Origin of the sequence: Sporosarcina sp. FA9, from assembly GCF_051550205.1 — a bacterium.
Classification (GTDB): Bacteria; Bacillota; Bacilli; order Bacillales_A; family Planococcaceae; genus Sporosarcina.
In genome coordinates this window covers 385,249-412,237 of record NZ_CP188819.1, presented here as the reverse complement: position 1 = coordinate 412,237, position 26,989 = coordinate 385,249, and the positions used below count along the sequence as shown (strand labels likewise).

Below are 26,989 nucleotides of genomic sequence, written 5' to 3'. Positions count from 1 at the left end.
TCTCTCACTTTAATTATCATTGAATATATCTTCTAGCTTCGTCTACTTCCTGAAACTTGAAGCTGTTAACTACTAAGAGTTTTAAGGTGACCGTATCTGAGTTCACGATGCCATCTTTAATATCTTGTGGTACTTTTCCAAATCTGTCAATCAATATTTGAATAGCTGTTTCAGACAGAGCCGCAACTCCGCCTTTTTCCATGCCTTGTTGAAGGCCTTGTTGCAATCCTTGTTGCGCTCCTTCTTCTTTCCACATATCAGCTAATGTCATAGCTACCTCACTCCCTTCAGGATAAGTCGTTTCAAATTGTCGAACAATTTATACCACATCTCTTTAGGCACGCACTTTTCCAGAGGACTCTACAGGCACTTGAAAACAATTAGTTATTTCACTTAATTTTGAATGTACTTCTTAATATCATCAACCGTTTGAAATTCAAAAATATCTTCAATTAAAACTTCTAACGTTACCATATCTAACTTTGATAGCTCATTTTTAATATCTTCAGGAACAGTGTAGAATTTTTTCGTCAATAATCGAAGAGCCATTTTGGATAAAGCTTCTGATTTTCCTTGTTCCATTCCAGTTTGCAAACCTTTTTCCATGCCTTGTTGAAGGCCTTGTTGCAATCCTTCATCTCTCCACATATCAGCTAATGTCATAGCTACTTCACTCCCTTCAGGATAAGTTTTTGCAAATTGCTTAATAATTTTTTCTACATCTTTTTTTGTCAAGTCTATTGCAGCACTAAAGATATAACGCATCATCGTTTCAAAGTATTCCAATCCCGTTTGTTTATCCTCTAATTCATTTAGATAATGAATCGAACGAGAAATAGATTGTAGCAGTGCATTCGGATCCTTTGTAAATATATCGCGAAAAAGCGTCAACAAAATTCTCGTTTGCGCCTTTCCTTTAATGTCTTCGTCATCATATGTCGTTAAGTCATAAATTAAGTACTCAAAATTAGGCACATAGGTTTTCAATTCTTCCAAAAGCTCTTCATATCCGTTTAGCATCGCACCTAAATTGGAAGGCAAACGCCAATTCGACCTACCATGATGGATAACGAGCGGAATGACAATGGGCAGCTCCTTGGCATTCTCTTTATTCATTTTGGCTTCCCAGATTTCAACCATGTATTTCAATAGCTGAAATGCAATGCCTTTATCCTCGTAACTTTTATGTTCAAACAGAAAATAAAGATATCCTTCTTTTTCATTGATATCCACTTTAAAAAGTAAATCAGAGAAGCTTTCTTCTAGTTCCTTGTTGATGTAACTGTCTTTTTGTGGTTCTAACGTGTTTATATCAACAATTTTCATAATGTTATCTGGCAAGTAATTCTCGAGAAAATCCTTTGCCGTTGAAACATTACCTAATGTTTCCTTGAAAAATTTATCGTGTGGGTTTTACACTTTCATAAAGAGTTTACCCACTTCACACCATATTTCCGATCAATAATCCTTACTTTATAGTGTATAATCTAACCTCCGTCTTGACCAATAATATCGGCGAGCAGTCATCGTTAAATTGTATGAATTGCGTTAGTACCGGGTACCCGAACTTTTCTTCTTTAAATGAAGCATTTCCTTAAGGTTAATATATGTAGAAATAAACTCTGGTGACGGTGAGATTCCTAATTCTTCATGTAACATTTTATTATAATTTTCATATAACCTTGTTAAAGCAAAATAGTCATTTTGAGCTGCAAAAGCCATCATTAGAAGATTTACAACATCCTCATCCAACTCATTAAAGGAAAGTAGCTTACTTAACAATCTGATTGCTACCCTATTTTCGTTAGAACGAAGTAGATTCTCACCTAATTGCTTTACAAAAAGACTATATAACTGAGAAAGCCTCTCCACATCGTTTAAAGACCAGAAAAATGCTTTTTCTCCAAATAATTCGCCTCTGTACAACTGTTCGATTTCTATTGCTTTATTGATGTTCGATGTGCTAATTGAAGAAATGAATGTTAACTGTTTCTCAAATTCAATACTATCAATATATATTTCAGTTAATTCTAATCCATAATTTTCGTTATCAGACTTTACTATATGTTTATAACCATGAGGTTCCAACGATTTCCGTAATTGATATATCGCTGTATTTAAATAGATTTCTGCGTTTTTCAAGGGCATTCCATCAAAAACATCTGTCGTGATTTTGTTCCTTGACACCATTCTCCCCCGATGGAGTAATAAATACCCGAACAATTCTGCACTTTTTCTGGAAATAAATTTCACAATGCCATTTCTTTCGCTACGTACCTCAAGCCCACCAAGGACAAAGGCACTTAATTGATTTGGGATCTTATTCTCGTTGCCTAAATCGTCATATCGGTTTATGGCAACAGCCTTATCAACGGTTTTTTCTAAACGACTTAATGAAACCGGCTTAACTATGTAATCCAAAGCGAAGAGGTCATAGGCATCCAAGGCAAAGTCTTTATTAGAAGTAACGAACACAATATGGAGGTGAGGTTGTTCTTCGGCCATTCTTTTAGCAAAATGGATTCCACTTTCTTCAGGCATATTAATATCAACAAAAGCCATATTCACTTCGTGATGGTGAACAAATAGAGATGCAGAAGCAGTATCATAAAACTCACCAACAACTTCAATTATAGCGATTTTTGCAAGCAATTTATTCATAATGAAATGCATGGCTTTTTCGTCGTCAATAAGAATAACTTTCACCTTTACTGTCCGCCCCTCTCATTCTTGTACAGGAAGCGAGAAGAAAAAAGTACTCCCTTGCCCTAGCTTACTCTCATACCAAATTTCTCCCCCATTTATTTCTAACAATTTTGAAGACAAATAGAGACCTAGACCTGTTCCTTTTTCACCTACAGTACCCGCATCAGAAGTTTTCTGAATGTCTTGAAATAGAGTTTGAGCAATTTGTTCATTGACTCCTTTTCCAGAATCTTGAACTGAAATAATTACTTGCTTATCCTTTTTAGTCGTAGAAATTTCAATGGTCCCACTAACATCTGTAAATTTGATCGCATTGGAAATTAAATTCCGTAGAACGAGATCAATCATCTCCTTGTCAGCAAACACGGTAATTTCTTTATCAATTTCTTCTGTGACAGTGATCTGTTTTATGTCGCTTCTAGCTTTCATTTTCTGTATCGATTGTTTAACAATTGTTTTTAAGTTCCATATATGTGGTTTAAAGCCCATTTCTCCATTTTGACTTCGATACCAATCCAGCATTTCTTCAACAATCATATATGTTCTTTTCACTTGTTCGCTAACTTCACGAAAAACTTCCATACTATCACTTTCGATCGTCTTTAAATCCTCTTCTACTATTTCGGTTAAATTAATCAACATTGCGAGAGGATCGCGAATATCATGAGCAACTACTGTAAACAACTTGTCTTTAAAAGCACTTAACTCTGTAAGTTGAGTTGCACTACTCAAGAGTTTTTCTTGATAAAGCGTAACTTGTGTAATATCACTAAACAGTAGCAACTTTCCAATCATATTCTTTCTTTTGTCATAAAGAATTGAAATCTTAACCTGATAGTATTGCGGACCGTCATTATGTTGAATCGTTATATGACTTTCACTATTTTCTGGCCGTTCTATACTGCTGCGTATTTCAGGGTATCCTGAAAACATATGTGCTGCTGACCCATTCACCTGTTCAAATGGGTGAACTCCGCCTTTCAACATTCTCTTCGCGGATAGATTTAAATTTGTAATGTTGTTCTCAATATCCAGAATCATTACCCCGTCCTGCATCGTTTCAAATATCGTTTTCATAGCGGTGGGCATAAGTCTGAACATGTTGAAACGAAAAATTCCTCTTATGAAAAAGTAACCAGTTAACACAAATCCTACGGGTGTTAAATCGAGATAGAAATTAAAATGACCAATAAGGTAAATAACATTTGCCACCCAAGGCGCTATCGCTCCTAGCATCATCATAATTATTTGATTTCTAACCAATGGAATCGCCTTCAAATACATGTATACAAACAAGCCCATTCCAAGAAGTGCTTGAAGATAACTGTAGCTTATGTGAACCCAATACCAGGGAGCCTTTAGCAACTTAACAGTTGATCCTATCCCCCCCTCTTTGTCTAGAAAAATGTCTGTATAAAAGAAGTGATGCAAATCATTGGTGTAATGTAAAAGTAGCGTAATAATCGGAATAACAAATAACAATGGAATCCATTTTCTAAACCATACATAAAGGCCACTATAATGTATGACTAAAATTAACCAGAGCGTTGATATGAAAGGAATCCCAATGTACTCTACCCTTAACCAAAATTTAATCGTTGATAAATCTGGACTCATAAACTCAAAAGCAGAACCGAAAGAATAAAAGGATCCAGCCACCATCATCAACGCACAGTATTTTGCTACTACTATCTGTCTTTTTTGGAAACAAAGATAGGCAATATACAACATAAGACCTGTTGCAGTAATTAATAACAGAAAGGCAAACGAGTTAAAGCTCATTTCATAAGTTCCTCCACATTTCAACTTCTATATACCTACATATTTCGACATTTTTTAAGTGAATCCCTTTTTTTCTGTTGATAAAATACTTATAAATCTGGAAAGTATACAGTTGTTATGCGAATGTTCAAATCAAAGTCTAAGATTCTTTCATTATACTTTCATTGACAGTGTGTAAACTTTTAAGGGGAGGACAAGCTTTTACAAGAGGAGAACTTTTTGGGGAAACATGTCTGTAAGATGAGGAAAGACCCCCTCGGACTACTCCTGTTGTGGTAAATTGTCTTGGGTTGTTTTACCTATATTAATGAAGAGGAGAGGATTTTAGATGAAGAAAAAGAGTTTGGGATTCTTAGAACAAAGTAAGTCTGGTTTTAGCAAATTATCTTTATTGATGGCATTTACATTGGCTTTTTCTATTTTACCTGTTGGCGCTTTGGCAGAGGAAGGAACAACGGAACCAATCATTTCGGTACCACCAGTAATAGTACCACCAATGCTTATCATGCCAGAACCAACAGTGACACCAGTCGTAACACCTATAGAGATGAATGGCGAGGATAATGCTGGGGATTCAACGGAAAATATCGATAATACGGTAGTGGATGATGTAGTAGATCCTGTGGATGCGGTTGGTGCACTTAATGGCAACCTAGAATTACAAGGTGGAGCAATGGTAACCCTAGCGAAAACTAAATTTACTGGGATTTCCGGAACAAATACGTTCTGGGCAACATCTGGAGAAGAGCTTGCACAGTCAAATCCTGGTACAGATGCCACTCTATCTTCTTTGAATTCTACTTACACTATTAATATAAGTGTCAATCCCTTTGTACCGGCTTCTGTTGGTCAAACAATCTCCGTTATTGAGGTGAATGGCAGTGATGAAATTGTTGGCTTTGGAACATTTACAGTAGAGAATGATACAGAAATCGGTACGAACGAGCCTCCTATTGCTAAAATGAGTATAATTAGTGTCCCAACTGGCGGGCAATATTGGCATTATGTATCTAATCTGTTTACCGATCCTGAAGGGACACAAATGTACATTAGTAATATTGTAAGTTCGAACGCTAGTATTCTAGCGGTACTTTATTCTTATGATTATTATTTTTATCTATATGGAGTTACAGCAGGCACTGCTACAATTAGTTTCGAAGTAAGAGATGAAACTGGTGATAAAATCGAACATACGCTAAACGTTATAGTTGCGCCGGGTGCACCCAATCTATATTTCAGTGGTGACATGCCTTTTACAAACATACCCGTCTCGTTGACCTTCTATCCAAATAGCAGCGAGTGGTTTAATGCCATTACCTCGGTAGAAGTAAACAATGTAGTTATTCAACCGGAAAACTATACACTTACAGAAGAGAAAGAGTTTAGTGACGAGGATGGAACGTGGACAGATGATGAAATTTTATTCGACGCAGGTGTGTTAAAAGAAGGTGAAAATCGAATTGTTGTTAAAGCTGAAGGATACGCTTTTGCAACATATACTCTATATCTTCACAAGGCCGAAGAATCTTTCTATACAAGTCCTTTAACTATCAATAAAACGAACGGCGGTATTACTGCCACGTTTAAGTCCCTTTATAATTTTGACAATGATAGTTACTGGGAACAAGCGACTGCTATATTCCAGCTAATGAATGGCAATGTACCGATTAGTACCGTTTCATTTACGATAGATGAATTAGATTCATATCAATCATTCAAGGCTCAATTCAGCTTATTTGATGCAACGACGAATCCTAACTATTCTGTTAGAGCATTCCTGATTACTGGGGATAATGCTGACAATAGTTTCCTGGGGCACAACCTCTCTACTGAAGTAACACAGGAAGAATTCGATGCTCTTTATCAAGAAAGTCGGAACGGTTAATTTCAATCTTAGATTTCAGTAGTAACTTATAGTATGCAATAAGATAAAAGAAGAAGAGAGGTAAAATATTCGTGAAAAGAAAAATAGCAATTTCCTCACTAATTATGTTTCTATGTATAGCTTTGTTACCTAGCACATTTTTAGCTGCAGTGACCGTTAATCCGGTATCAAGCTCGCTCCATCAAGGTAGCCAGCTAACTATATCGGGTACTTCAGACCTTTCTGAGGTGATTATTAAAGTTTCTCGTCCTGATAATAGTATGTTGTATTTCAATGTTTCACCAGTGAAGAACGGTATTTACAGCGACACAATTACCCTTGGTCAAAATGAACCTATTGGAACCTATACAATACTTGTCGGACAAGGAGAAGATATTTCAACTACTTCTATATTGGTTACTGAGAAAAAAGTAGACGGTGGAGGTTTAGTTCCTAACCCAACTCCTGGTGGCGGAGGTTCGGTTCCTATTACAACTCCAGCCCCACCAACGGAACAAGTTCAAGTGACCGTTGATAATAAGAAAGTATCCGGTCAAGTTAACTCACCTAATGTTAAAGAAGTTAAAGTAGAAGGACCAACATTATCTGACGACAAACCTGAGGCAAGTATACAAATACCTGCAACATCAATGAATATAGTCGCTAAGTCTTCAAAACCACTTATATTTCAATTCGGTACAGTACAGGTTTTTATACCAAATATAGTTTTAAAAGATTTAGTAGTAGGCTCTCCTGAGAGTATTACAATTACTGTGAAAAAGGATATGTCTTCCAATGTTAAAGGAGCAGTCTCCGCTACATTTGATTTTATCATCACATCATTTAAAAATGGAAGTACGTCAACAGCTTCTAAATTTTCAAAACCTATTCAAGTAACAGTTCCTGTGTCATCAGTTGTCAAGGACTCGCGCAAAGTAGCTGCTTACTATTTGAATGAAACTACGAAGAAATCCGAATATGTTGGCGGTAAGCTTAAAAATGGAAACGTTGAATTTAAAACGAATCACTTTTCAAAATTTGTCGTACTAGAAAGCGACAAAACGTTTGCGGATATTGAAAAACATTGGGCACAAGATGAAATCGAAGTACTCGCATCTCGTATGATAACAACAGGTAAGACAGACACTAAATTTAATCCACAAGGACAAATTACACGTGCTGAATTTGCTGTATTAATTGCTCGTGCACTCAACTTACCAAGGAATGATTACAAAGGAACATTTACAGATGTAACGATGAGTAAGGGATGGGCATACGCTGAAATTGAAGCAGCTCACAAAGCTGGAATTGTGAATGGGGTATCTAAAACTAAATTCTCACCAGATGTTTTGATAACACGTGAAGAAATTGCAACAATGATTATCCGTGCTATTCAATATCAAGATGAGGAACTACTAAATAATCTAGATACATCAAAAGTATTCGCTGATGCATCTTCAATTGCTTCATATGCAGAAGAATCAGTTAAAAACGCTACTGCACTTGGTATTGTTTATGGACGTGAAGGTAACCAATTTGATCCAAAAGCAAACGCAACACGTGCCCAAAGTGCAGTCATGCTTTACCGAACACTAGAAAAATTAAATGAATTCTAGTAGAAACAAAAAAGAGTCAGCCTCGTGCTGACTTTTTTGTTTTCACTAAACCTAGTCCTATTCTCCGACTAGTTGTAGAGTACCCATTACTTTCTTTTTCCCTTCTTGTATACTCACTAACACAATTGACCATATTGGGAATAGGAGATTCAAAGATTCATATTAATTAAAAGGAGTAACTTTTATGTCAGCAGAGAAATATTGGGTAAGCGAACACAGCGGAGTTGAAAAAACAAATTTGGCAATCCTCAACGAATATCTCCTCAGTATAAAACTTGAAAATAAAGCGGAAGCAACAATAACAAAGTATCGCAAACTACTGGAACGATTTCTATGCGAATGCAGTGTCCCAGTGAAGGAAATGACATCAGATAGTATCCATCGATGGCTCCGAAACTTCTCCGGGAATAAGAGCCCCAGAACGGTTGATTTGCTGTTGTCTACCCTATCTTCATTCTTTAAGTTTTGCTTGGATGGAGATTACATCGACTCCGTGGTCATCAAGAACCGATGGAGGCCAACCATTCCGCAATCTCTCCCCCAGTTCCTGAATGAATAAAGGGTACCTGTGCAAGAAACAACAACAAACAATTCAACCAATTGTATATACATACATATTCGAGGTGTTTTTCAGTATATACCGAATAAATATGTAATTGTAGTGTATAGTCAGAATAGTTTGATGCACAGGTACCTAAAACTTTAAGATGGTACAGCTGTAGCAATAACTTTTGCTGAAACGATTGACGGTAAAACTGTTAGCTTTACTTCATCTGGTACAGGTAAAGCACATGTAACAGCATTACAAGTTCTTGGAGTAAAAGATCTTGCTGGTAACCTGTTAAAAGAATTTGCAAACCCTGTATTTCCTGAAACAAATGAAATCGACTTAACAGCAAACACTACATTGGATGTAATCACAATTAATTCTAAAACTGCAAAGTTAGCTGAATTAGTTGATACTCAAACAGTAAAAGTTAAATTCAATGCAGGAATTAATGACGTTTCTACAGGTGCATTTACAGCGTTAGACAGTGACTCTAATTCAATCATTGATTCAGTTGAATTTGATGGTACTTCAATTGTGACACTTAAACTTAAAAAAGATAAAGTTAAAACTGATGGAACTGGTTTGGTCTTAAATATCGATCCTTCTAAGTTAACAAGTGTTGCAGGTAAGATTACTGCTGGTTCGGGTGTAACTATTAATACAGCTAACCTACTTGATTCTGTTGCTCCAGAAATTACTAATACAACAGCTTATGATATTGCTGGTGAAGTAATCAAAATTACTTATTCCGAGGCTCTTGAATTTGGAACTTCTAATCAAGAACTGAAAAATAGTGACTTTACTGTTGTCCGTATCTCAGATAACAAAACGTTAGATGTTGACGGAGGCTATACTGTTGCTATTGCAGGGGGAAGTAAGGAAATCCATATTACTCTTAAAGATACAGCGACACGTACTTCAGAAACTGCTTACCGTGTAACTGTAAAAGGTGCTAAATATACAACAGACTCAGCTGCAAATGAAATTACAGATTCTGTTGGAGTGTCAGATAAAATAACATTCACTGCAGCTAGCGCACTTACAGTATTGAACACTGCATTGGATGCAGCAGGTACAGCAACAGAAGCAAATTATTCAGCTGCTGGAATTACAGGAGTTACAACTGGAAATCTAACAGCAATTAATACTGCTGTTGAAACAGGAAAATCTTCTGGTGTAGCTCTATCAAAAACTGCAATCCAAGATTTAGTTGATGCAGAATTATTAGCTCTTAAAGCACTTACAAGCTTTACAGCTATTACATTTACACAAACAGGTACTATAACTGGTACTAATGTTCAGTATCAAACTGCAGCGGCTGTAATTGCTGCACTTCCAACAAATGTTACAGTTACTCTTGCAGATTCTACAACTGCCGTTGTTCCTGTAACTTGGGCTGATACTGATACGTATGATGCTGCAACTGCAGGAGATTATACTTTTACTGCTATCTGGGGTACATTACCGGCTGGCGTAAATAACAGTGCAAGTTTAGCAGTACCAACTGTTGAAGTAACGGTCGCTCCTTAAGTTCGACTACCATAATAAAGGGTACCTGTGCATAAAACAACTTAGACACTACTCTGTCAATTCGAAGGTTTAGCATCTAGTAGAAGTAAGATCCTGTGGAGAGAAATCTTTGCAGGGTCTTTTTCTATTTCATAAATAGTGCGTGCCCACTAGCGTTGCATAGATTCCATTATATATAACAGATTGAATAAATTTCCATATTGTGTTTGTTTAAAAAATAAAAAAAGTGAACAGGTCGTTTAAGACCAATCAGTTCCCTTTTTTTGTAATATATTTATTATTGTTCCATTTTCATCTTTTTCTCTTTTTCTTTTCGCTTTTTTTCTTTTTCTTTATCAATGAAATGCTGTTTAGTGAGTGGGCTAACAATGGCAAAATCTTCTCCATACTGTATGGGTTTAGGTTTCGTTTTCGGTATTTTTTGCCGTCCCTTACTCTTTCTTAACTTCCGATTGAAGTCTTTTAAAAGCGCATGTATTGAAGAGAAAAGGAATTGCTGCACTGTGCTTAAGAATGTCCAACTGTTTTTGGTTGGTTGATGAATAAGTCTCATGATTTCAGCCAATGCACAGGTAATCAATGCGATGTACATCTGATTCCAAATACCAATGGGAGAATGACTGAATAAATGGCTAACCTTGACGTGCTGTTTGAGCCACTTAAAAAATAGTTCAACATACCAGCGGTTTTTATAAGCATCTAGTATCTCTTCTTCAGTCAAATCCAATCGATTTGTTATCAAATGAAAAATCGTTCCATCGTGGTCCCTAAATTCGATATATCGAACAGGTTCTTCTCGCGTTAATATGGAAACCAACTCATTCTTTGTAACTTTTGGATGTGTAGGTTTAAAAGATTTCAACGTCTCCATCTTGAAGGTTTTTCTTACACGAACGAGAAATTGGACACCTCTTTCAATCCATCCACCCATTTTTGTTTTATGTGCATATCCGCGATCCATAACGTATAAGGCACCATCAGCATCAATGATATGATTAACAGCGTCAGAGTCAGCTACATTTCCGGTTGAGGGAATCATTTTTTCAGGAAACATACTATCGGAAGAAGCAGCAACGATGCGTACATGCAACTTGATTCCTGCGGAATCTTTAGAGATTGCAGTCCAATTTAATGCGTTTTTAGGCGATTTAATATAGGTGCCGTCAACGATTCGAAGGGGTCCGACATTAGGATTAGTGTGGGGTACCTGTGCATGAAACAACAACAAACAATTCAACCAATTGTATATACATACAAATTCGGACAGTTTTTCAGTATATACCGAATAAATATGTAATTGTAGTGTATAGTCAGAATAGTTTTATGCACAGGTACCCAAATTTTAAGTGAACTTGAATTGACTGAATTGCGTTAGAACCTGGCACCCGAACTTTATTGTTAAGTTTTCAAATTTCACGACTGAAGACTTTGGTTTAGTGCGGCCATTTTCTTTGAAAAGTGGTGTTTGACTTATATTACATTATACGCTGGTACCCGAACTTGGTGTTAGAACCCGAAGTTTGTAGTGAATTGTCCGAATACAACCATGCACAGGTACTCGAAATTTAAGTTGGAGAAAACATTTACGGGGTAGATCAACACAGACAGAAAATCCCCTCAAAGTCTCGAAAGACAAAAGGGGATATCTGCAATTCTATTAGTCATTCAATTTCTAATGAACTTGAATTATCTGAATTGCGTTAGAACCTGGTACCTGAACTTATAAATATTAGTTTTGTAAATTAGCAAGAGTTAATGTAACAGAGTTACCAGCTAAATCACTTACAGTAATAGGAGATGTTAAAGCACTAAATACAACTTTATCAGTACCTGCAACAACACCAGCAACTGTAATTTCTAATGTTACTTTATCAACATTCCAAGCTACAGTAGCAGTAGCAACGCCAGCTGGAGTCAATACAGATTCAACAGCAGCTTTTAAAGCAGCTTTAGAAGCAGTATCTACTTCTTCGCTTAATTTAATTGCTGTAGTTACACCATTTGATGTTAATTCAGCTGCAGCAGCAGGCAATTTAGTAAGAACTGAAGCAACTGTTTTATCAATTTCAAAAGTTATTGAAGCAGTATTACCGTTACTGTCTGTTACTGCTAATACATATATACCATCAACAGAGATCTCAGTTCCAGATACAAATGCAGCAGCTGGATCAGAATCTTTCTTCAAAGTAGCTAATCCTTCAAATACAGGTTTTACATTTTTATTGTATAATTCTGCATCTTCTACGCCAGTAACAGTTGCAACATTATCTACGTCTACTGATTCATAAGAAGCAGAGTCAACAACTAGATTGCCAGCAGCATCTTTAATGAATTTAGCGTTTTTCACTTTAACTACATAACTTTCATCATCTGCAATTGATACTAGAATTCCAATTTGATTTAGATTTCCAGCAACAGCAACAGTAGTGTAATCCTCAATTGCAGTTAATGGTGTATTAAGATCTGAAGATGCATATACCTCTAAATCATGAGCAAAGTTACCAAAAGTTCCTACTACATTTTCACTGAATGTAAGAGTGATTACATCTTCTCCAGCTACAACTTTTTTAGCAAGAAGTCCAGCTTCGTCTACTACAGCAGCTACTTTGTCAACGATTGTTAAAGCTGTACCAGTACCCGTTACTTTGTTACCTGATAAAGTCGCTAATTTATTATCAGTTTTAAGAGCTAAAGTGAAATTAGATACAGCAGTTCCTAATTTTTCTTTTGTTTTGATGACAACTGTGTTTGTTCCATCAGCTGTTACAGTATCAATTTCATTAGATCCAGCACTTAAAGTAAAGTCTGATTTATTAGCACTAACGATTGGTTGAGAGAATTTAAGTTTGATTGTGTTTTGATCCGTAAATTCACCAGAAGCATAAGCAGCATTTTCACTAACGATTTCCTTCATTCCAGTTGTAAAACCATCTTGAATGTTTCCGGCAAGATCTTTAAGACCCATTGCCTGAACGTGAGTTAGTGTTTTACCAGCTTGACCTGATGTGGTTCTGATGGATACAGCTTTATCATTAATTTCATCAGGGAATTGCAACAATACTGCTTTACCATCTTGAACTGGAGTAACTTCTACATCAGAAGGAAGAGCAATTACTTTTCCATCAAATGTGATTAAGTAGTTTGATGGATTGGAAAGTGTTGCAAGATCCATTTTTTCTGAAAAAGTCAACAAAACTGTCTTGTCTGTTGCACTTGCAGTAACACCACCAGAAGCAAGTAAATCTGGAGCTTTAGTATCACCAACTGCAAGAGTTGTTTCATAATCTAACATAGTATTTTTCAAAGTTGTTGTATCTTGAATACCAGCAACTTTAAGTTTGTTTGAACCAGAAAGTGCTGCATACAAATCTAATTCAACAGTTTTGCTATCAACTTGTCTAACATCTCTAATTGATACTACATCGCCGCTTGAATTTGTAATTGTGTAGTTAGATTTGACACCTTTGTTTACTGCCTTACTGAATTTAAGAGTTACTTTAAGAGCATCAGCTGAGACTTTAGCAGATGAAACTGTTGGACGAACTTGGTCAACTTGTGCTGTAACTTTAACTTCTTTAGTAGCATTTACGTTTCCAGAGTAGTCAGATACTGAGTCAATGTAAAGCGTTGTTTCATAACCTGGTAATGTGTTACCAGGTGCGAAATCAAATGAGTATTTGTTTCCAGCAATTTTAGTGAATGTTGAAGCTCTATGTTTAGTTGTACCAGATATCCAGTAAACATCAGATGCAGTAACAGTAGCTGGATCTAAATCTTCATTAAAAGTAATTGTAGCTTTTTCAAGTGTTGCTGTAACTTCAGTTACTGTTGGACCTTCTTTATCTTCTACAACTGTGAAAGTAAAGTCTTGTGATAAAGATTTCAAGTTATAGAAATCTTCTAGTAAAGAAACAGTTAAAGTATGTTCGCCATTTGACAATACTGCATTGTCATAAGGTTTTAAGATTACTTCTTTACCGTCAGTAGATACTGAACCAAAGAATGACTTGCCGTCGATTTTGAAGCTTCCAACTTTAGCATCTTTGATAGGCTCAGATACTACAACTTTAATTGCTTTATTACCAAGAGCAGTAACAGATGCAACTGTAGGTAAAGTATTGTCAAGTGGAGTAAATTCAAAGTCTTTAACGTTAATAACTTTATCTCCAGCTTCCACATCTTTAACAGTTAGCTTATAAACTTTTTGATTTGTCATTGCTGCAGCAAGTGTTACCAATACTGATTTACCATCTTCAGCTAATTCTACAGATTCCACAGTACCAGCATTTGTAGCGATTTGTTCTTTATCAACTGCATCAACAGTACCGTCAAATGCAACAACGATTTCTTTAAGGTTAGTTGCACTTACCGATACAACTTTAGTAGCTGTTGTAACAACTGGGTTTACAACTTCAAGTGCACGGTTTAAGAATTTCGCCATTTGAACACGTTTAACTGATTCGCCTGGACGGAATGCTGTTTCTGTAGTTACACCGTTTTCTGAAAGAATGTGGATGTTTGCTTTGTGGCTATCATCTACTTTGTCAGAATCTGTAACTTTAGAAAGGTCTCCTTCAAGATCTTTAAGACCGAATGCACGAACGATTACTGATGCCATTTGAGCACGAGTAATAGCTTGGCCCGGTGCTAGTTCGTTATTGCTTCCAGTGAACACGCCAGCGTGCTTAACAATTGCAGAAGCTAGAATTAATTCTTTGTCCGTGTGTGTAACTGACACGTCTGCAAAAGGTGTTACTTTGTTAATAAGGTCATGCTTCACAGCGTATGCTTCAAGGCTTGCAGATCCATCTTGGTCTACAACGTATCTTGCTAGTGTTTTAGCAACTTGACCACGTGTGATGTCTGTGTACGGAGCGAATGTTCCGTCTGCGTTACCTTTAAAGAATCCGTTTTCGACTGCAAGTGTAGCTGCTGCAAGGTCGTCCGCGAGTTTAACATCCGAGAATGCAGGTGTTGCTGCTGAAGCCATTGGTACAACCGCAGCTGCCACCATAGTTGCTGTTACCGCACCTGTTAAAAATTTGTTCATCTTAAGTTTGTTCTTAGCCATAGAATAATTTCCTCCTAGAAAATGTTTTATAAATCGATTCCCTACTATGTACGATTCTTGTGCATAGATTGAGAACTATAATCCTTATTATAGATTATAAGATTAGAATGTCAATCAATAACAGCAAGTTACTTTAATATTGTAATAGACTTGCAACAAAAGAAATATGCGTTATCTATCCTTAGTATGCCTACATTCATTAAAAACTCGACGGAATTCAGCGCGTAAAAAATTCCAATATGACCCAATAGTCTAGCAATCTAAAGGGTCTTGTCATTTTTCTGCAATAATAAAAGCCACATCCCCGGAGTAAGGGATGTGGCTTTTGCGGATGACGCATCTCGTTTTATATATATATAAATTACGAGAAAATATTCTATGCATTTTCATCTTATCATGCCAAATGTTGGAATGTCAATGCACAGCATTAGGCTTTACGTTGTTTATTGCTGCGGTGAGGATTACAAATCCAATCATAAGATAGAAGAGTAGATCGAGTAATCCTGTATGCAACGAAACTGTGAAGATGCTCATGACAAATGCGTATGCGACCGACTGATATGTGCGGAAGCCCATTTTTTTCACTTGGTTATATAGTAGAGAAATAATTACTCCGAAGAACATGAAGCCGATAACGACGAGAATATATCCCCCATCTAAGAACAATTGCCCAATATATGTTGGCGTTGTTGTTCGGTTCGGTCTTGAAATATACTTCCCTTCTTCAATACTAAGTGAATTGACGACTTCGGTTACTTTCATGCGCGGTGATGTTTGTTCACCCGGTAATATTGTTGAAATAATACCTGCATGTAGCTCGCCACCAAGATATCCTTCTTCTTTTGTATATTCCATGATTTTGCTAAGTACAATATGTCCCGTGACACTTTGACCGTTTAAACCGCGAACCCATCTCGGTGTTTGGTTTACAAGTTGTTCAACCGTTAGAAGATTTTCTGCTTGTTCTTCTGTTAATTCCACATCGGGTTGATTCCGGTTATTGAATGGATTTGACGTATCTTCCGAAATCGCACGGAGGAAACCGAGTAATGAGAAGAATACAGCTACAATGAATAATGTTGTTAGAAGCCACGATAGTTTAATGCGTTTAATAACATAATGGATTATAACGAGTGCCGTAAACAACATGATGACAATCGGTACACGGTAGCCCATTAGTAAAAACATAATCATAAGGACACCGTACATACTCGCGTACATGACCATTTTCCATTTTGTTAAGTTTTTATCACGGATTACTTGCAGCGATAAGAGTAGAACGCCGGAAAACCAAAGCAACTGACTTAAAAAATTAAGCTTCGGGTCTAGATCTACTCGAACCGATTCATCTGTGAAACTAGCATTCCCTCCCGTCAACATTGTAAAATAAGCAACGGCACCAATGAGAGCAAGTAACCAAATGAAATAGATTGTATAGCCACGGATCGATTTCAGACCAAATGATGGAAACATCCAACCTTTTTTATCGACAATATAGACACCGATATAATAACTGACGACTGCTAGGAATACAGCTGGCCAAATCGATGTGTTCACACGGAACAATTCGAATCTATGAAAGTCGAAAAGACTTACGAAAAAGTAGAGCAGTAAAAAAAACGGCAAGAAGAAGTAAGGTGAAAACGTGTCTATCCGGTTTAACCGGGTGATTCGATTTTTTAATGTAGTCATATGCGGGTAGCCATCAGTCAATAAATGACGTATTGCCTCCTTTCGATAAAATTGTTTTAACGAACTCATTTCTGAACAGCATAAGCACAATAAAGTAAATGGCAGCACAAGGAACTGCGAGCGTTAGAATATGAAGCAGAGGAGACAAATCAGCAATATCCGAATACTTGTCTGCGACGAAAAGGACAGTTGCCATGATGCTTGTTGCAACGATGACTTGAAAAGTGTTTTTAATCAAATAACGGAAGTCCATTCCTCCGATAAGTTTCCATAACGTCGTAAACGTAATGACGGAATAGAACATCGCAACGAGTGAAGCGGATAACGCAATTCCTGCCGCACCGTAGTAGTATGAGAAGATCCAGTTCGAGACGATGTTCAGTCCGATGGATATCATCCCAATGCGCATCATATAATGGCCTTTTTCAAGTGTGTAAAATCCTTTTGCAACGATTGCTTGAATGGAATAGAAAAATGCTGAACCGATATATAGGATTGCATAGGATGTTGTGACCGGCACATCGCTCAGTGAAAATTCACCGCGTACGTAGACGAGCGTCACAAGTTCTTCCATTAAGATCCACATACCTGTAAGTGCGGGTGTTAGGAAGACAAGTAAGTAGAGTAAACCTTGTTCGATCCCTTTGCGGAAGCCCGGCTTGTCATTATCTTGTCTCGATTTCGCAATGATTGGGAATACGATTGTTGCGATTGTGACCGCGAATATCGCTTGCGGAATGTTGACGAGCCGGAATGCGTAATTGAGATGCGAGACGATACTATCTTCACCAAGTCTCGCACCAAAGAACGTATTCACCAATAAGTTAATTTGCCCAACGGCGATTGTAAGCCCAACAGGCCAGAAAATACCGTAAAATTCTTTCACTTCGGGCGTGTCTATTTTCTGCTGCCAGTTTAAGAATTTTTTCGGAGTACGATAAACTACTTTAATGAAGAGACTTAAAATTGTACCGGCTAAATAACCAATTGGAACGGCCAAAATACCGATTTTATTGTGAAAAATAAACGTAAAGAGAATGGTTACTAGGACAACGCTTGTTTGAGAAAAAACAGAGAATGAGAACTTCCGTTTAGCGTCAAAAAAGCCTTCGTACACCGAGTTCACACCAACGAAGACGAGTGAACCGAAATAAATCATGACGGTCCAAACGGCAATTTGGAGTCCATCTTCATATTGAATGAACGATGAGTTCGCATAAATCGTTTTCACAATTGGTGTAGCAAGTAGCGCACCGATTAGGCCTACGAAAAAAGCGAGGATTGCTGTTGCTTTAATAATGTTTGTTAAATGTTCATCGCCTTTTCCAAGTTTGTCGTATTTAAAATAACTTGGCAAAAAAGCGTCCTTCATTCCCGTTAGGAGGAAAAGAACGAACGCGTTTGGGATTGACATCGCCGCTATATAGGCATCTGCTTGATAGGATGTCCCAAAGAAATTGGCGATGACGAGGTCCCGGATCATACTTGAAAACTTTAAAATCACTGTAGAGACTAGAAAAATAATAGAAGCGAGTTTCATCTTACTCATATGGCGTCACGCCCGGTTTACGCCGTTCTTTAAACACCGCGATAAGAAATTGCGGGAGTAGGAGTTGACGTTTCCCTCTCGAAGGTTCTTTCAACAAACGGTAGAGCCATTCGAGTCCAAACTTTCGGTAAAATGCGGGTGCACGTTGTACATTTCCAGAAAAGACATCAAATGAGCCACCTACACCTTGAAATACGGATACGTTAAGCGCATCCATATTGCGAATGATGAATTGTTCTTGAGTTGGGCTGCCCAGTGCAACGAATAAAATTTTTGCTCCGGAATCATTAATCGTTTGAATGATCTTTGCTTCGTCTTTTTCATACCCGTCGAGTGTTCCCGCCACTTTAAGATGTGGGAATTTCTCTACGAGTTTTTCAGAAGCAAGTTGTGCAACGCCCGGTTTTGCACCATACAGGAAAACAGGTACATTTCGCAAACCCGATTCCTTACATAATGTTTCCATCATATCGACACCGGTAATTCGGGCTTTTATATTCCCACCTTGCAGTCGAGAAGCGAGCACGACACCGATGCCGTCCGGAATTCCGACGGTTGCTTTGTTTAAAATCGCACGAAGTTCGGGGTCTTTCCGAGAGTTCATTAGCTTTTCGGGATTGATGGCGACAATAAAGGATTTCTCGTTTATTTCAAGACGTGAGAAAATGCGCCCGATGGTATCATCGGACGATTCTGTATGTACATCTACGCCAAAAATTCGCTCTTTCATAGTGGATCACCTGTGTTTCGTTTTTTTCTAAGCGTTTCTACTGTCACCAAGTAAATGGTGTTTGAATCCTGCTTTTGTCCATTCATTTGAATCAAGAATGTTTTTCGTATCAAAAACAAGCCTATCCGACATCATTGGAATGACCATTTCAGGTGTTAAGTTTTTGAACTGTGTATGATCTGCTAGAATTACTACGATGTTTGCATCTATAATTGCTTCATTTAATGTTAACTTTTGTGTGTCGTGTCTAATGTCTTTAATATGTGGATCATAAGAAGCGACTTCAAGACCGAGCTTTTGAAGTTCATCAATAACAGTAAGCGAGGGACTTCCGCGCATATCGTCAACGTCCCCTTTGAAGGAAAGGCCAAGGACAGCTACTTTCAAGCCATCTTCTGTATATCTTTTCAACATCTTCTTCGTTTGTTCTGCAACGTATGCCGGCATTTGGTCGTTCGTATTCCGAGCAAGTTTTATAATATCGGAAAGTTCCGGTGCAAGTTCAACTACGAACCACGGATCGACCGCGATGCAATGTCCTCCTACACCAGGACCTGGCGTATGGATATTGACACGTGGATGGAAGTTTGCGAAACGAATCGCGTCCCAAATATTGACATCCAGCGTGTCACCAATTTTTGCAAGTTCATTGGCAAAAGCAATGTTGACGTCACGATACGTGTTTTCCATTACTTTAACGAGTTCAGCAGTTGTAGCATCTGTCAGGTGAATCGTCCCTGTAACAAATACTTCATACAGTTCTTTCGTCATCTGTGCAGAAACTTCATTGATCCCACCGATAATACGGTCGTTCTTAGTAAGTTCTTCGAAAATATGACCAGGAATTACGCGTTCTGGTGAATGTGAGACAAATAGTTCTTCACCTATGATCAAATCTGATTTAATAAGCTCTGGTATCATTACGTTCTCTACTGTTTTCGGTGGAACCGTCGATTCAAGAACGACGAGTGCACCTTTCTTAAGAAATGGAACAATAGATGCAGTTGCAGAGCGGATGTGCTCAACGTTCGCTGTTTTATCTGAATTAATTGGTGATGGAACGGCAACGATATAGATATCTGCTTCAACAGGCTCCGATGAAACCGTGAAATAGCCTTCGTCAATTGCTTTGTCGAGTCGTTCTTGTAAGCCGTTCTCTTCTATATGAAGTTTCTTATTGCGAATCATGTGAATAGCTTTTTCATTAATATCTACGCCGTGAACGTGAACTCCATTGTTTGCGAACATAACCGCCGTAGGCAATCCAATGTAGCCAAGTCCGATGACACATATCTTTTTATCCATGCTGTACTTCCTTTCATATACCTACAAAATGCAGGTATGCAGCCGTTGTCGTAGAAAATGACGATTTTGAGCTGCCCTCTAGTTAGTATGGTGATTGACCTTAGAATACATCTGTTAATTATAGCACAAAATGATGGATTGGTTGGGTCGTATTGTGTTTATTTATTGACATTACTGAACGAAATCAACGTGTACACACCTTTTTTAGACCGCTTACCGTTGACGTATTTTAATTCGGGATGAACAATGACGATATACTCCGCCTTATCGTCAAGCGCTTGGTTGGGTTGAATCATTACGGATTTGAAGTCCTCCGATTGCGATATCGTAATGGGTACTGCCCCACCCCCGAGTTGAACAAGTTCCACCCGATTAGACGTTCCAGTTTGTGAAAAGTTCATTTTATGTGGAAGATGTATGCGAAATGGTTCGTATGAATTTTTCAGCGCAAGTGTAAACAGTTTCTTGCTGTATTTATCGGTTAAAGATTTTTCAATTATTTCGCCGTGTGCAGTCATAACTTCTTGGTCTGGAAGTGCACCAATATCTGGTTGAACTCCCGTTTTATTCACCACGGTACCTGCAGGCCCTGTAAACTGACCTGTTGTTATTTTGAGCACGCCGTCCGTTAATGGATAAAAAGATTGGATTGTTCCCTTGCCGTATGACTTTTCCCCAACAATCGTTGCAGCTTGTTGTTCTTTTAGGGAGACGGCGACAATTTCAGAAGCGGAAGCGGATCTTCTGTTAATGAGAACGAATGTATCTTTTGGAAATTTTAGCATCGTTGGAACAACTGGCATTAGTTTTTCCTCATAACGCGTATATATATGGAAGGAGTTTTTCACGCCTTCAAAAAAACCAAGCAATTCTTGTGCGCTTTCAACGAATCCACCGCCATTATCACGAAGGTCGATGATGAGTTTCGTCGCTCCCCTTTTCTTAAGGCTATTCCAGTGAATCGCAATATGACTTCCTAATTCTGCCGAGAAGTTCGTAATTCGTATATAACCCGTGTCACCGTATAGAATTTTAGATGTTACTGTAGTTTGAAGACTAGGTAGCGCTGCGACGAGATCCACATTTTCTAGTTTCTCCTCACCAATCATTTTCATGTATTGGTCGTATTCACCGTTCGTCATCAGTTGTGTATACTTGTCCAGTGTTTTTATAATTTCTTGAATGGAGGACATTTCACGTAAGTTTTTAGGTATTTCTCCGTAGTAATCGGATTCCACAATTGATTTAACTTCATCGAGTGTGCTTGCCTGTGCCGTTGTGATTAGTAAAAAAGAAATTATAATTGCAAATAGTGTAGATATATTCATTTTCCCCATTGGCAAATCCCCCTAGCGACATGATTACATTATTCCTAGTATAAACTATACACTAGTGGACTGAAATAGACACTTTGGTGGAGGGAATTGGTTGGATAAACCGTGAGGTTGGTTGAACTGGATAATGCACTTAAAGCAACCCAGAGAATTCTTCTAACCGCTGATTTCCGTTCCGACCGGACGCGTTCCACGGGGCGGGAGTTGAGCCTCCTCGGTCGCTAGCGCTCCACTGCGGGGTCTCAACTGTCCCGCTTAATCCCGCTGGAGTCGCCGGTCTGCACTCCAATCAGCTAATGATTGTGGTAAATATAAGTTCAAAATAAATGAGGAACCCCTTTGCTCTGTGAAGGGGTTTTTAGTAATTAAATAGTTAAGAGCTTTTTCACGATTGGGGTTCGGGTGGGTGGATCTTGTTTGGTTGGACTAACCATGGTCGCAGTGCAAGAAAATGCACTAAAAGGAACCCCTTCGTCCTTTGAAGGGGTTTTGAGCAATAAATCAATAAAAGTGGTCTATTACCCGATTTCTTCAAGTAATAGACCACTCCTTATTTTACTATCTTTGTTTTCACCACAATCCGTTGATTGGAGTGCAAGGCGGCGACTCGGGGAGGATCAGCGGGACAGGTGAAACAACCAACGGTAGCGAAGCGAACGGGTTGGTCCACCGCCCGCCCTCCCGAACGCGTCCGCCTGGAACGCAAATCAACAGTATGCCCAGGCAAAAACCCTTATTTACCTTCGTTCGCTTTCCAGTCATTAACCCACTTCTCCAACCGGTCCATTGCAATTACGAGTTGGTCGTAGGCATAGGCGTAGGAAATTCGTACATAGCCTTCGCCGAGATGTGTGAATGCGGTGCCTGGAACAACCGCAACACCCGCTTCTTTTAGAAGTCGATGTGCAAATACGTCGGCAGTCATATTCAAGTGTTTCATAGATGGGAAAATGTAAAACGCCCCGTTTGGTTTAACGGTATCAAAACCCATTGCGACAAGACGGTCGTAGACATAATCACGTCGTACGATGTATTCCTTATTCATTTCCGCTGGCGTATCCGCACATTCCGTGAGAGCTGTAATCCCCGCGTATTGTGCAGATGCGTTCGCACAAATGGTTCCGTGCGCATGCAATTTAACGGTATGTTGCATCCACTGTGCGGCTCCGAATAAGAATCCAAGTCTCCAACCCGTCATGGAATGGGATTTGGAAAGGCCGTGGATGAGGAATAATTTGTTTCTAATTTCCGGATATTCCGCAAACGATTTATGTTTTCCTTCAAACGTATTTTCACTGTAGATTTCATCCGACACAACAAACACATCATGACGGGCGAGCACTTCAACAAGTGCATCCATCGTATCATGTGGAAGTGTAACTCCTGTTGGATTCGACGGATAACTGAAAACAATCGCTTTTGTTTTCGGTGTAATAAGTGCTTCAAGTTCTTTCGGGTCTGGAATGAATCCCGTTTTTGTTGTATCTAAATAGACAATTTTTGCACCTGTAAGTGTAATCAGTGGGTCGTATCCTGCAAAAATCGGTGCGGGCACGATGATTTCGTCGCCCTCTTCAAGAATTGTGCGGAAAACGATGTTCATTCCCCCACTTGCACCTGCAGTAATGACGGTCTCCGTTTGTGGATCGTATGTAAACCCATATTTTTTCTCAAAAAATTCGCTTGCAGCTTTACGCAGTGCTGGTAATCCAGAATTTAGCGTATAGCCTGTTTTATCTTCCCGAATCGCTTTCAGTCCTGCCTCTTTCACAGGTTCCGGTGTTGGGAAATCGGGTTGCCCGACCGTTAAATTAATAGCGTCCGGGTAGTTGCTTAGTAGATTTGATATTTTACGAATGCCCGAAAGTTCAATTTTTTCAACAATCGGATTGATAGTTAGTGCCAAAATAATTCCTCCTCTATTCTCGACTCGCACCTTTGCAAGCCTTCTACCTATAGAATACCGAATTATCCGATAGTTAGATAGTGTTAAGTTTCATTTTTATTCGCTATATTCCGTTTTTTCCTCTGCGACCACATATCTTCTGCGGCTCCAGAACCTAAAATTACACCTGAAATAATTAACACTAGGCCAAATAAGTGTCGAATCGTGATGATTTCGCCGAGTAAGAGAGCTGCGAATAATAAGGAAAACATTGTGTTCAGATTGATAAATATCGCCGCCTTAGACGGTCCTACCTGTCCAACTGAATAGTTGTAAAGCATATGTCCGACAGCTGTTCCTAGAATTCCACTTGTGAAAAATGCCAACCAAAATTTAGGTGGAACAGTAGCGAATGCTTGTATTTCACCAGGTTCTTGAATCAGTCCGATGAATAGTAAGACCACACTGCCGACGACAAACATATACGCAGTCATTAGCCTTGGATCGAGTGTTTTTGCAGCTTTTGAAATGACTAGAAACGACAAAACTTGCGCTAGGATGGATAGGAACACAAAAACGTCTCCAAGTGCAAGCCCACTTGTGCTACCGCTTGCGAGAACGACTGAACTTACTCCGATTAAACCGAGTGCAAGTCCACCCCACTGAACTTTTGATGGGTAATTTCTCAATATGAGCGAGACACAAACCGCAGTCAGTACCGGCCCCATCCCTAGAATAAGTGCCGCATTTGAGCCAGTTGTCCGGGCAAGGCCCATGGATAGAAAGTAATGGTGCAAAACAACGTTTAGTAACGCACCGAGTACGATGTATTGCCATTCTCTCTTTGTCGGCCACCTGAACAGTTTAAATATAAATAAGATTATAAAGACGGAAATTCCCGCGGTAAGTATGCGAAAAGTGGTAAGTGTTACTGGGTCAATAACGGTTACAAGATATTTTACTAACGGTAAGTTGAATCCCCAAATGAGCATTACAAGCGTCAGTAAGATGTAGATATTCCGCATTTTCAATTGGGTTTCATCTCCTTTATTCTATTTTGATGTTTGATATATTACTCATCTTGTATTTATTCATTGTACAACAAAAACTCAACACACAAAGAAGTTTCATTACTATACAGCAAAAATCCCTTCAAATTGCGAAGGGATTTTTGAGTGCTATTTTCTAACTGTTTACCAAAGGGCAATGGCACCGTCTGTTCTCGATTCGGTTCCACCTGAGAGAATGCCGGTTTCTGGATTACGCCAAATGATTTGGCCGCGTCCAAATGAGCCTGTGTCGAGTGTCGGGACAATTTCATGACCAAGTCGAGTAAGGGCTTGTGCGAGATGGTTCGGGAAATCGGGTTCTACATGAACTATTTTGTCTTTCATCCACTGCCAGCGAGGAGCATCAAGTGCTGCCTGCGGATTTAATTTGTAATCGATTGTATTAATGGCAACTTGGAAATGGCCTTGGGGTTGCATATAACCACCCATGACGCCGAATGGGCCAACTGCTTGGCCGTCTTTCGTCAAAAATCCAGGGATGATCGTATGGTATGTGCGTTTTCCAGGTTTCAGGGCGTTTGGTTGCGTTTCATCGAGCGAAAAATCGGCCCCGCGGTTTTGCAGCGCAATTCCCGTGCCCGGTACAACAATCCCTGAGCCAAAGCCCATATAATTGGATTGTATGAATGAAACCATATTGCCTTCATTATCCGCTGTGGCTAAATAAACTGTGCCGCCTTTTGGAAGATCCATAGGTTCTGGAAGTTGTGCTTCGCCAGTAATTTCCCCAGCACGTTTCTTTGCATAGTCTTTAGACAGAAGCTCCTCTACCGAAATCGGCATATCGGGTGGATCGGTAATGAATGCTTTGCCGTCCACGAATGCGAGTTTCATCGCTTCGATTTGTTCATGCAATGTCGACGTGTCGTTTGGTTTTGGTGGATTCATCTCAGAGAAAATATTGAGCGCCATAAGTGCAATCATTCCTTGACCATTCGGTGGAATTTCCCACACGTCATAACCGCGGTAATTTGTCGAAACAGGTTCAACCCACTCCACTTTGTACTTCTCAAGATCCGTTTTGCGTAAATGTCCACCGTGCTTTTCCATAAATGCGTCGATTTTATCCGCAGTTTCACCTTTATAGAACGAATCCGCATTCGTTTCGCCTATGGCACGAAGCGTTTCCGCATGTCCGGGTGATTTCCACAGTTCACCAATTTCAGGTGCACGACCATCCGGTGCAAATGTTTCAAACCAGCTTTCGAATTCTTCTCCAGATGTTAATTCTTTAAACTTTTTATAAGCAATCTTCCAGTACTTCCCTAAAATCGGTGTCAGCGGATAGCCTTCTTCAGCGTAACGAATCGCCGGTGTGAGACATTCTAGTAAAGATAGTTTACCGAATTTACGAGACAGCTCCGCCCATGCTGCAGGAACGCCCGGAACTGTAATTGGAGTTAAGCCGTATATAGGCATTTTTTCGTGACCTGCCGCTTTAACAGCTTCGATTGTAAGTGATCCGGGTGCCGGACCCGTTGCATTTAGTCCGTGTAATTTGTCTTTTACCCAAACAAGTGCATACGCATCGCCACCGATTCCATTCGAAGTCGGCTCGACAACAGTCAGTGCAGCAGCTGTTGCAATTGCCGCGTCAATGGCATTACCTCCTTGACGCATAATTTCAATACCCGCCTGTGCTGCAAGCGGCTGAGATGTTGCGACCATGCCATTTTTAGCAAACGCAGTATGTCTATATGAAGCATTTGGGTTGTATAAGTAATCCAATCTAATTTCCTCCCTGATAAATAATGTTTTTTATCTATATACTAATCAATATTTGAATCTATAGTTTCAGTCCACTTCTACTCTTAAATCGTCTTAAAAGAATATGACTTTCCACTCTTGTTATCCCTTTTAAAATATAGAGCTGTTCGTTGACAAAGACTTCTAAATCGGTGAAATCGTTCACCAAAACATGCATATGAAGTGTTGAAGGACCAGTCATCTGATAAATACTCGCTACGTTTACATTATCCGCTAATGCTTGAGCGACTTGGACTAAGAATTCAGGTTCACAATCCACTTCGAAAAATGCAGATACATCTTTTCCAACTTTTTCACTGTTTATAACGACAGTAAAACGTTCAATAATATTTTTCTCTCTTAATTGATGCACTCTGTCTCTTACAGCGACTCGAGAAAGATTCAGTTCCTTACCAATATCCACATAAGACATTCGTCCATCTATTGTCAATAAGTTTAGTATATCTTCATCGATTTTATCTATTGCCATTGTTTTCACCTAATTTCATTATATGAATAATTCTATTAGCTCAAATGTAACAATACACCAACGGCTAAG

19 protein-coding genes and 1 pseudogene are annotated in these 26,989 nt (G+C 38.8%); 4 read left to right on the top strand and 16 right to left on the bottom strand.

The genetic code is table 11. The features are described from left to right. Nucleotides 1-16: 16 nt before the first annotated feature. The 4 genes and pseudogenes from ACP8HH_RS02065 to ACP8HH_RS02050 form a co-directional block, all read right to left on the bottom strand. Nucleotides 17-271 (bottom strand): hypothetical protein, encoded by a 255-nt coding sequence (locus ACP8HH_RS02065; RefSeq protein WP_438315178.1) that lies wholly within the window; start codon nt 269-271, stop codon nt 17-19. Between the two features lie 122 nt (nt 272-393). Then, nucleotides 394-1,401 (bottom strand): annotated as a pseudogene (locus ACP8HH_RS02060) (Rpn family recombination-promoting nuclease/putative transposase); the annotation flags it as partial. Between the two features lie 147 nt (nt 1,402-1,548). Then, nucleotides 1,549-2,706 carry a response regulator gene (locus ACP8HH_RS02055; RefSeq protein ID WP_438315176.1) on the bottom strand — a complete coding sequence of 386 codons (1,158 nt, stop codon included), beginning with the start codon at nt 2,704-2,706 and terminating at the stop codon, nt 1,549-1,551. Between the two features lie 18 nt (nt 2,707-2,724). Next, entirely contained in the window at nt 2,725-4,488 is a 1,764-nt protein-coding gene (locus tag ACP8HH_RS02050) for a histidine kinase N-terminal 7TM domain-containing protein (RefSeq protein ID WP_438315173.1), read from the bottom strand. A gap of 328 nt (nt 4,489-4,816) precedes the next feature. On the opposite strand from ACP8HH_RS02050, the gene ACP8HH_RS02045 reads away from it, so the two are divergent. The 3 genes from ACP8HH_RS02045 to ACP8HH_RS02035 all read left to right on the top strand — a co-directional run bounded on the left by ACP8HH_RS02045 (nt 4,817) and on the right by ACP8HH_RS02035 (nt 8,527). Beyond that, nucleotides 4,817-6,373, top strand: a complete 1,557-nt coding sequence (locus ACP8HH_RS02045; protein ID WP_438315170.1) for a hemoblobin-interacting domain-containing protein — start codon at nt 4,817-4,819, stop codon at nt 6,371-6,373. 71 nt (nt 6,374-6,444) lie between these two features. Next, complete coding sequence (locus tag ACP8HH_RS02040) at nt 6,445-7,968, top strand: S-layer homology domain-containing protein (RefSeq protein WP_438315167.1); 1,524 nt, start codon at nt 6,445-6,447, stop codon at nt 7,966-7,968. 184 nt (nt 7,969-8,152) lie between these two features. Further along, a complete protein-coding gene (locus ACP8HH_RS02035; RefSeq protein ID WP_438315164.1) occupies nt 8,153-8,527 on the top strand; it encodes a phage integrase N-terminal SAM-like domain-containing protein in 375 nt (124 codons plus the stop codon). Between the two features lie 143 nt (nt 8,528-8,670). Here the strand turns inward: ACP8HH_RS02035 and ACP8HH_RS02030 are convergent, their stop codons facing one another. Continuing rightward, a complete protein-coding gene (locus ACP8HH_RS02030) occupies nt 8,671-8,889 on the bottom strand; it encodes a hypothetical protein (RefSeq protein ID WP_438315161.1) in 219 nt (72 codons plus the stop codon). Between ACP8HH_RS02030 and ACP8HH_RS02025 the strand changes: the two genes are divergently transcribed. Continuing rightward, nucleotides 8,876-10,048, top strand: coding sequence for an Ig-like domain-containing protein (locus ACP8HH_RS02025; protein WP_438315159.1), 1,173 nt, complete (start codon nt 8,876-8,878; stop codon nt 10,046-10,048). The two genes, ACP8HH_RS02030 and ACP8HH_RS02025, sit on opposite strands and share 14 nt — an antisense overlap. A 277-nt stretch (nt 10,049-10,325) precedes the next feature. On the opposite strand, the gene ACP8HH_RS02020 is transcribed toward ACP8HH_RS02025, so the two are convergent. From ACP8HH_RS02020 to ACP8HH_RS01970, 11 genes are all read right to left on the bottom strand, one after another. Then, nucleotides 10,326-11,285, bottom strand: coding sequence for an IS4 family transposase (locus tag ACP8HH_RS02020; RefSeq protein WP_438315156.1), 960 nt, complete (start codon nt 11,283-11,285; stop codon nt 10,326-10,328). Nucleotides 11,286-11,777: 492 nt separating this feature from the next. Next, nucleotides 11,778-15,119, bottom strand: coding sequence for an S-layer homology domain-containing protein (locus tag ACP8HH_RS02015; RefSeq protein ID WP_438315153.1), 3,342 nt, complete (start codon nt 15,117-15,119; stop codon nt 11,778-11,780). Between the two features lie 414 nt (nt 15,120-15,533). Then, nucleotides 15,534-16,811 (bottom strand): O-antigen polymerase, encoded by a 1,278-nt coding sequence (locus ACP8HH_RS02010; RefSeq protein ID WP_438315150.1) that lies wholly within the window; start codon nt 16,809-16,811, stop codon nt 15,534-15,536. A 13-nt stretch (nt 16,812-16,824) separates the two neighbouring features. Then, on the bottom strand, nt 16,825-18,360 hold the full coding sequence (gene murJ / locus ACP8HH_RS02005) for a murein biosynthesis integral membrane protein MurJ (protein WP_438315147.1): 1,536 nt from the start codon (nt 18,358-18,360) through the stop codon (nt 16,825-16,827). Beyond that, on the bottom strand, nt 18,353-19,090 hold the full coding sequence (locus ACP8HH_RS02000; protein ID WP_438315144.1) for a WecB/TagA/CpsF family glycosyltransferase: 738 nt from the start codon (nt 19,088-19,090) through the stop codon (nt 18,353-18,355). Before ACP8HH_RS02000 ends, murJ begins: the two co-directional genes overlap by 8 nt. Nucleotides 19,091-19,117: 27 nt before the next feature. Next, a complete protein-coding gene (locus ACP8HH_RS01995) occupies nt 19,118-20,395 on the bottom strand; it encodes a nucleotide sugar dehydrogenase (RefSeq protein WP_438315141.1) in 1,278 nt (425 codons plus the stop codon). A gap of 158 nt (nt 20,396-20,553) precedes the next feature. Continuing rightward, nucleotides 20,554-21,732 carry a S41 family peptidase gene (locus tag ACP8HH_RS01990; protein ID WP_438315138.1) on the bottom strand — a complete coding sequence of 393 codons (1,179 nt, stop codon included), beginning with the start codon at nt 21,730-21,732 and terminating at the stop codon, nt 20,554-20,556. Between the two features lie 730 nt (nt 21,733-22,462). Continuing rightward, nucleotides 22,463-23,635 carry an aminotransferase class I/II-fold pyridoxal phosphate-dependent enzyme gene (locus tag ACP8HH_RS01985; protein WP_438315136.1) on the bottom strand — a complete coding sequence of 391 codons (1,173 nt, stop codon included), beginning with the start codon at nt 23,633-23,635 and terminating at the stop codon, nt 22,463-22,465. Nucleotides 23,636-23,718: 83 nt separating this feature from the next. Next, nucleotides 23,719-24,645 (bottom strand): DMT family transporter, encoded by a 927-nt coding sequence (locus ACP8HH_RS01980; protein WP_438315133.1) that lies wholly within the window; start codon nt 24,643-24,645, stop codon nt 23,719-23,721. Nucleotides 24,646-24,807: 162 nt separating this feature from the next. Beyond that, nucleotides 24,808-26,412 (bottom strand): gamma-glutamyltransferase family protein, encoded by a 1,605-nt coding sequence (locus ACP8HH_RS01975; protein WP_438315130.1) that lies wholly within the window; start codon nt 26,410-26,412, stop codon nt 24,808-24,810. 58 nt (nt 26,413-26,470) lie between these two features. Further along, nucleotides 26,471-26,920 carry an Lrp/AsnC family transcriptional regulator gene (locus ACP8HH_RS01970; RefSeq protein ID WP_438318970.1) on the bottom strand — a complete coding sequence of 150 codons (450 nt, stop codon included), beginning with the start codon at nt 26,918-26,920 and terminating at the stop codon, nt 26,471-26,473. Between the last annotated feature and the right edge of the window lie 69 nt (nt 26,921-26,989).

Bases quoted from the DNA above. Each gene is read 5' to 3' on its own strand.
- ACP8HH_RS02065 (WP_438315178.1), bottom strand. From the start codon at position 271: ATGACATTAGCTGATATGTGGAAAGAAGAAGGAGCGCAACAAGGATTG.
- ACP8HH_RS02050 (WP_438315173.1), bottom strand. From the start codon at position 4,488: ATGAGCTTTAACTCGTTTGCCTTTCTGTTATTAATTACTGCAACAGGT.
- ACP8HH_RS02045 (WP_438315170.1), top strand. From the start codon at position 4,817: ATGAAGAAAAAGAGTTTGGGATTCTTAGAACAAAGTAAGTCTGGTTTT.
- ACP8HH_RS02035 (WP_438315164.1), top strand. From the start codon at position 8,153: ATGTCAGCAGAGAAATATTGGGTAAGCGAACACAGCGGAGTTGAAAAA.
- ACP8HH_RS02015 (WP_438315153.1), bottom strand. From the start codon at position 15,119: ATGGCTAAGAACAAACTTAAGATGAACAAATTTTTAACAGGTGCGGTA.
- ACP8HH_RS02010 (WP_438315150.1), bottom strand. From the start codon at position 16,811: ATGACTACATTAAAAAATCGAATCACCCGGTTAAACCGGATAGACACG.
- murJ (WP_438315147.1), bottom strand. From the start codon at position 18,360: ATGAGTAAGATGAAACTCGCTTCTATTATTTTTCTAGTCTCTACAGTG.
- ACP8HH_RS02000 (WP_438315144.1), bottom strand. From the start codon at position 19,090: ATGAAAGAGCGAATTTTTGGCGTAGATGTACATACAGAATCGTCCGAT.
- ACP8HH_RS01995 (WP_438315141.1), bottom strand. From the start codon at position 20,395: ATGGATAAAAAGATATGTGTCATCGGACTTGGCTACATTGGATTGCCT.
- ACP8HH_RS01990 (WP_438315138.1), bottom strand. From the start codon at position 21,732: ATGGGGAAAATGAATATATCTACACTATTTGCAATTATAATTTCTTTT.
- ACP8HH_RS01970 (WP_438318970.1), bottom strand. From the start codon at position 26,920: ATGGCAATAGATAAAATCGATGAAGATATACTAAACTTATTGACAATA.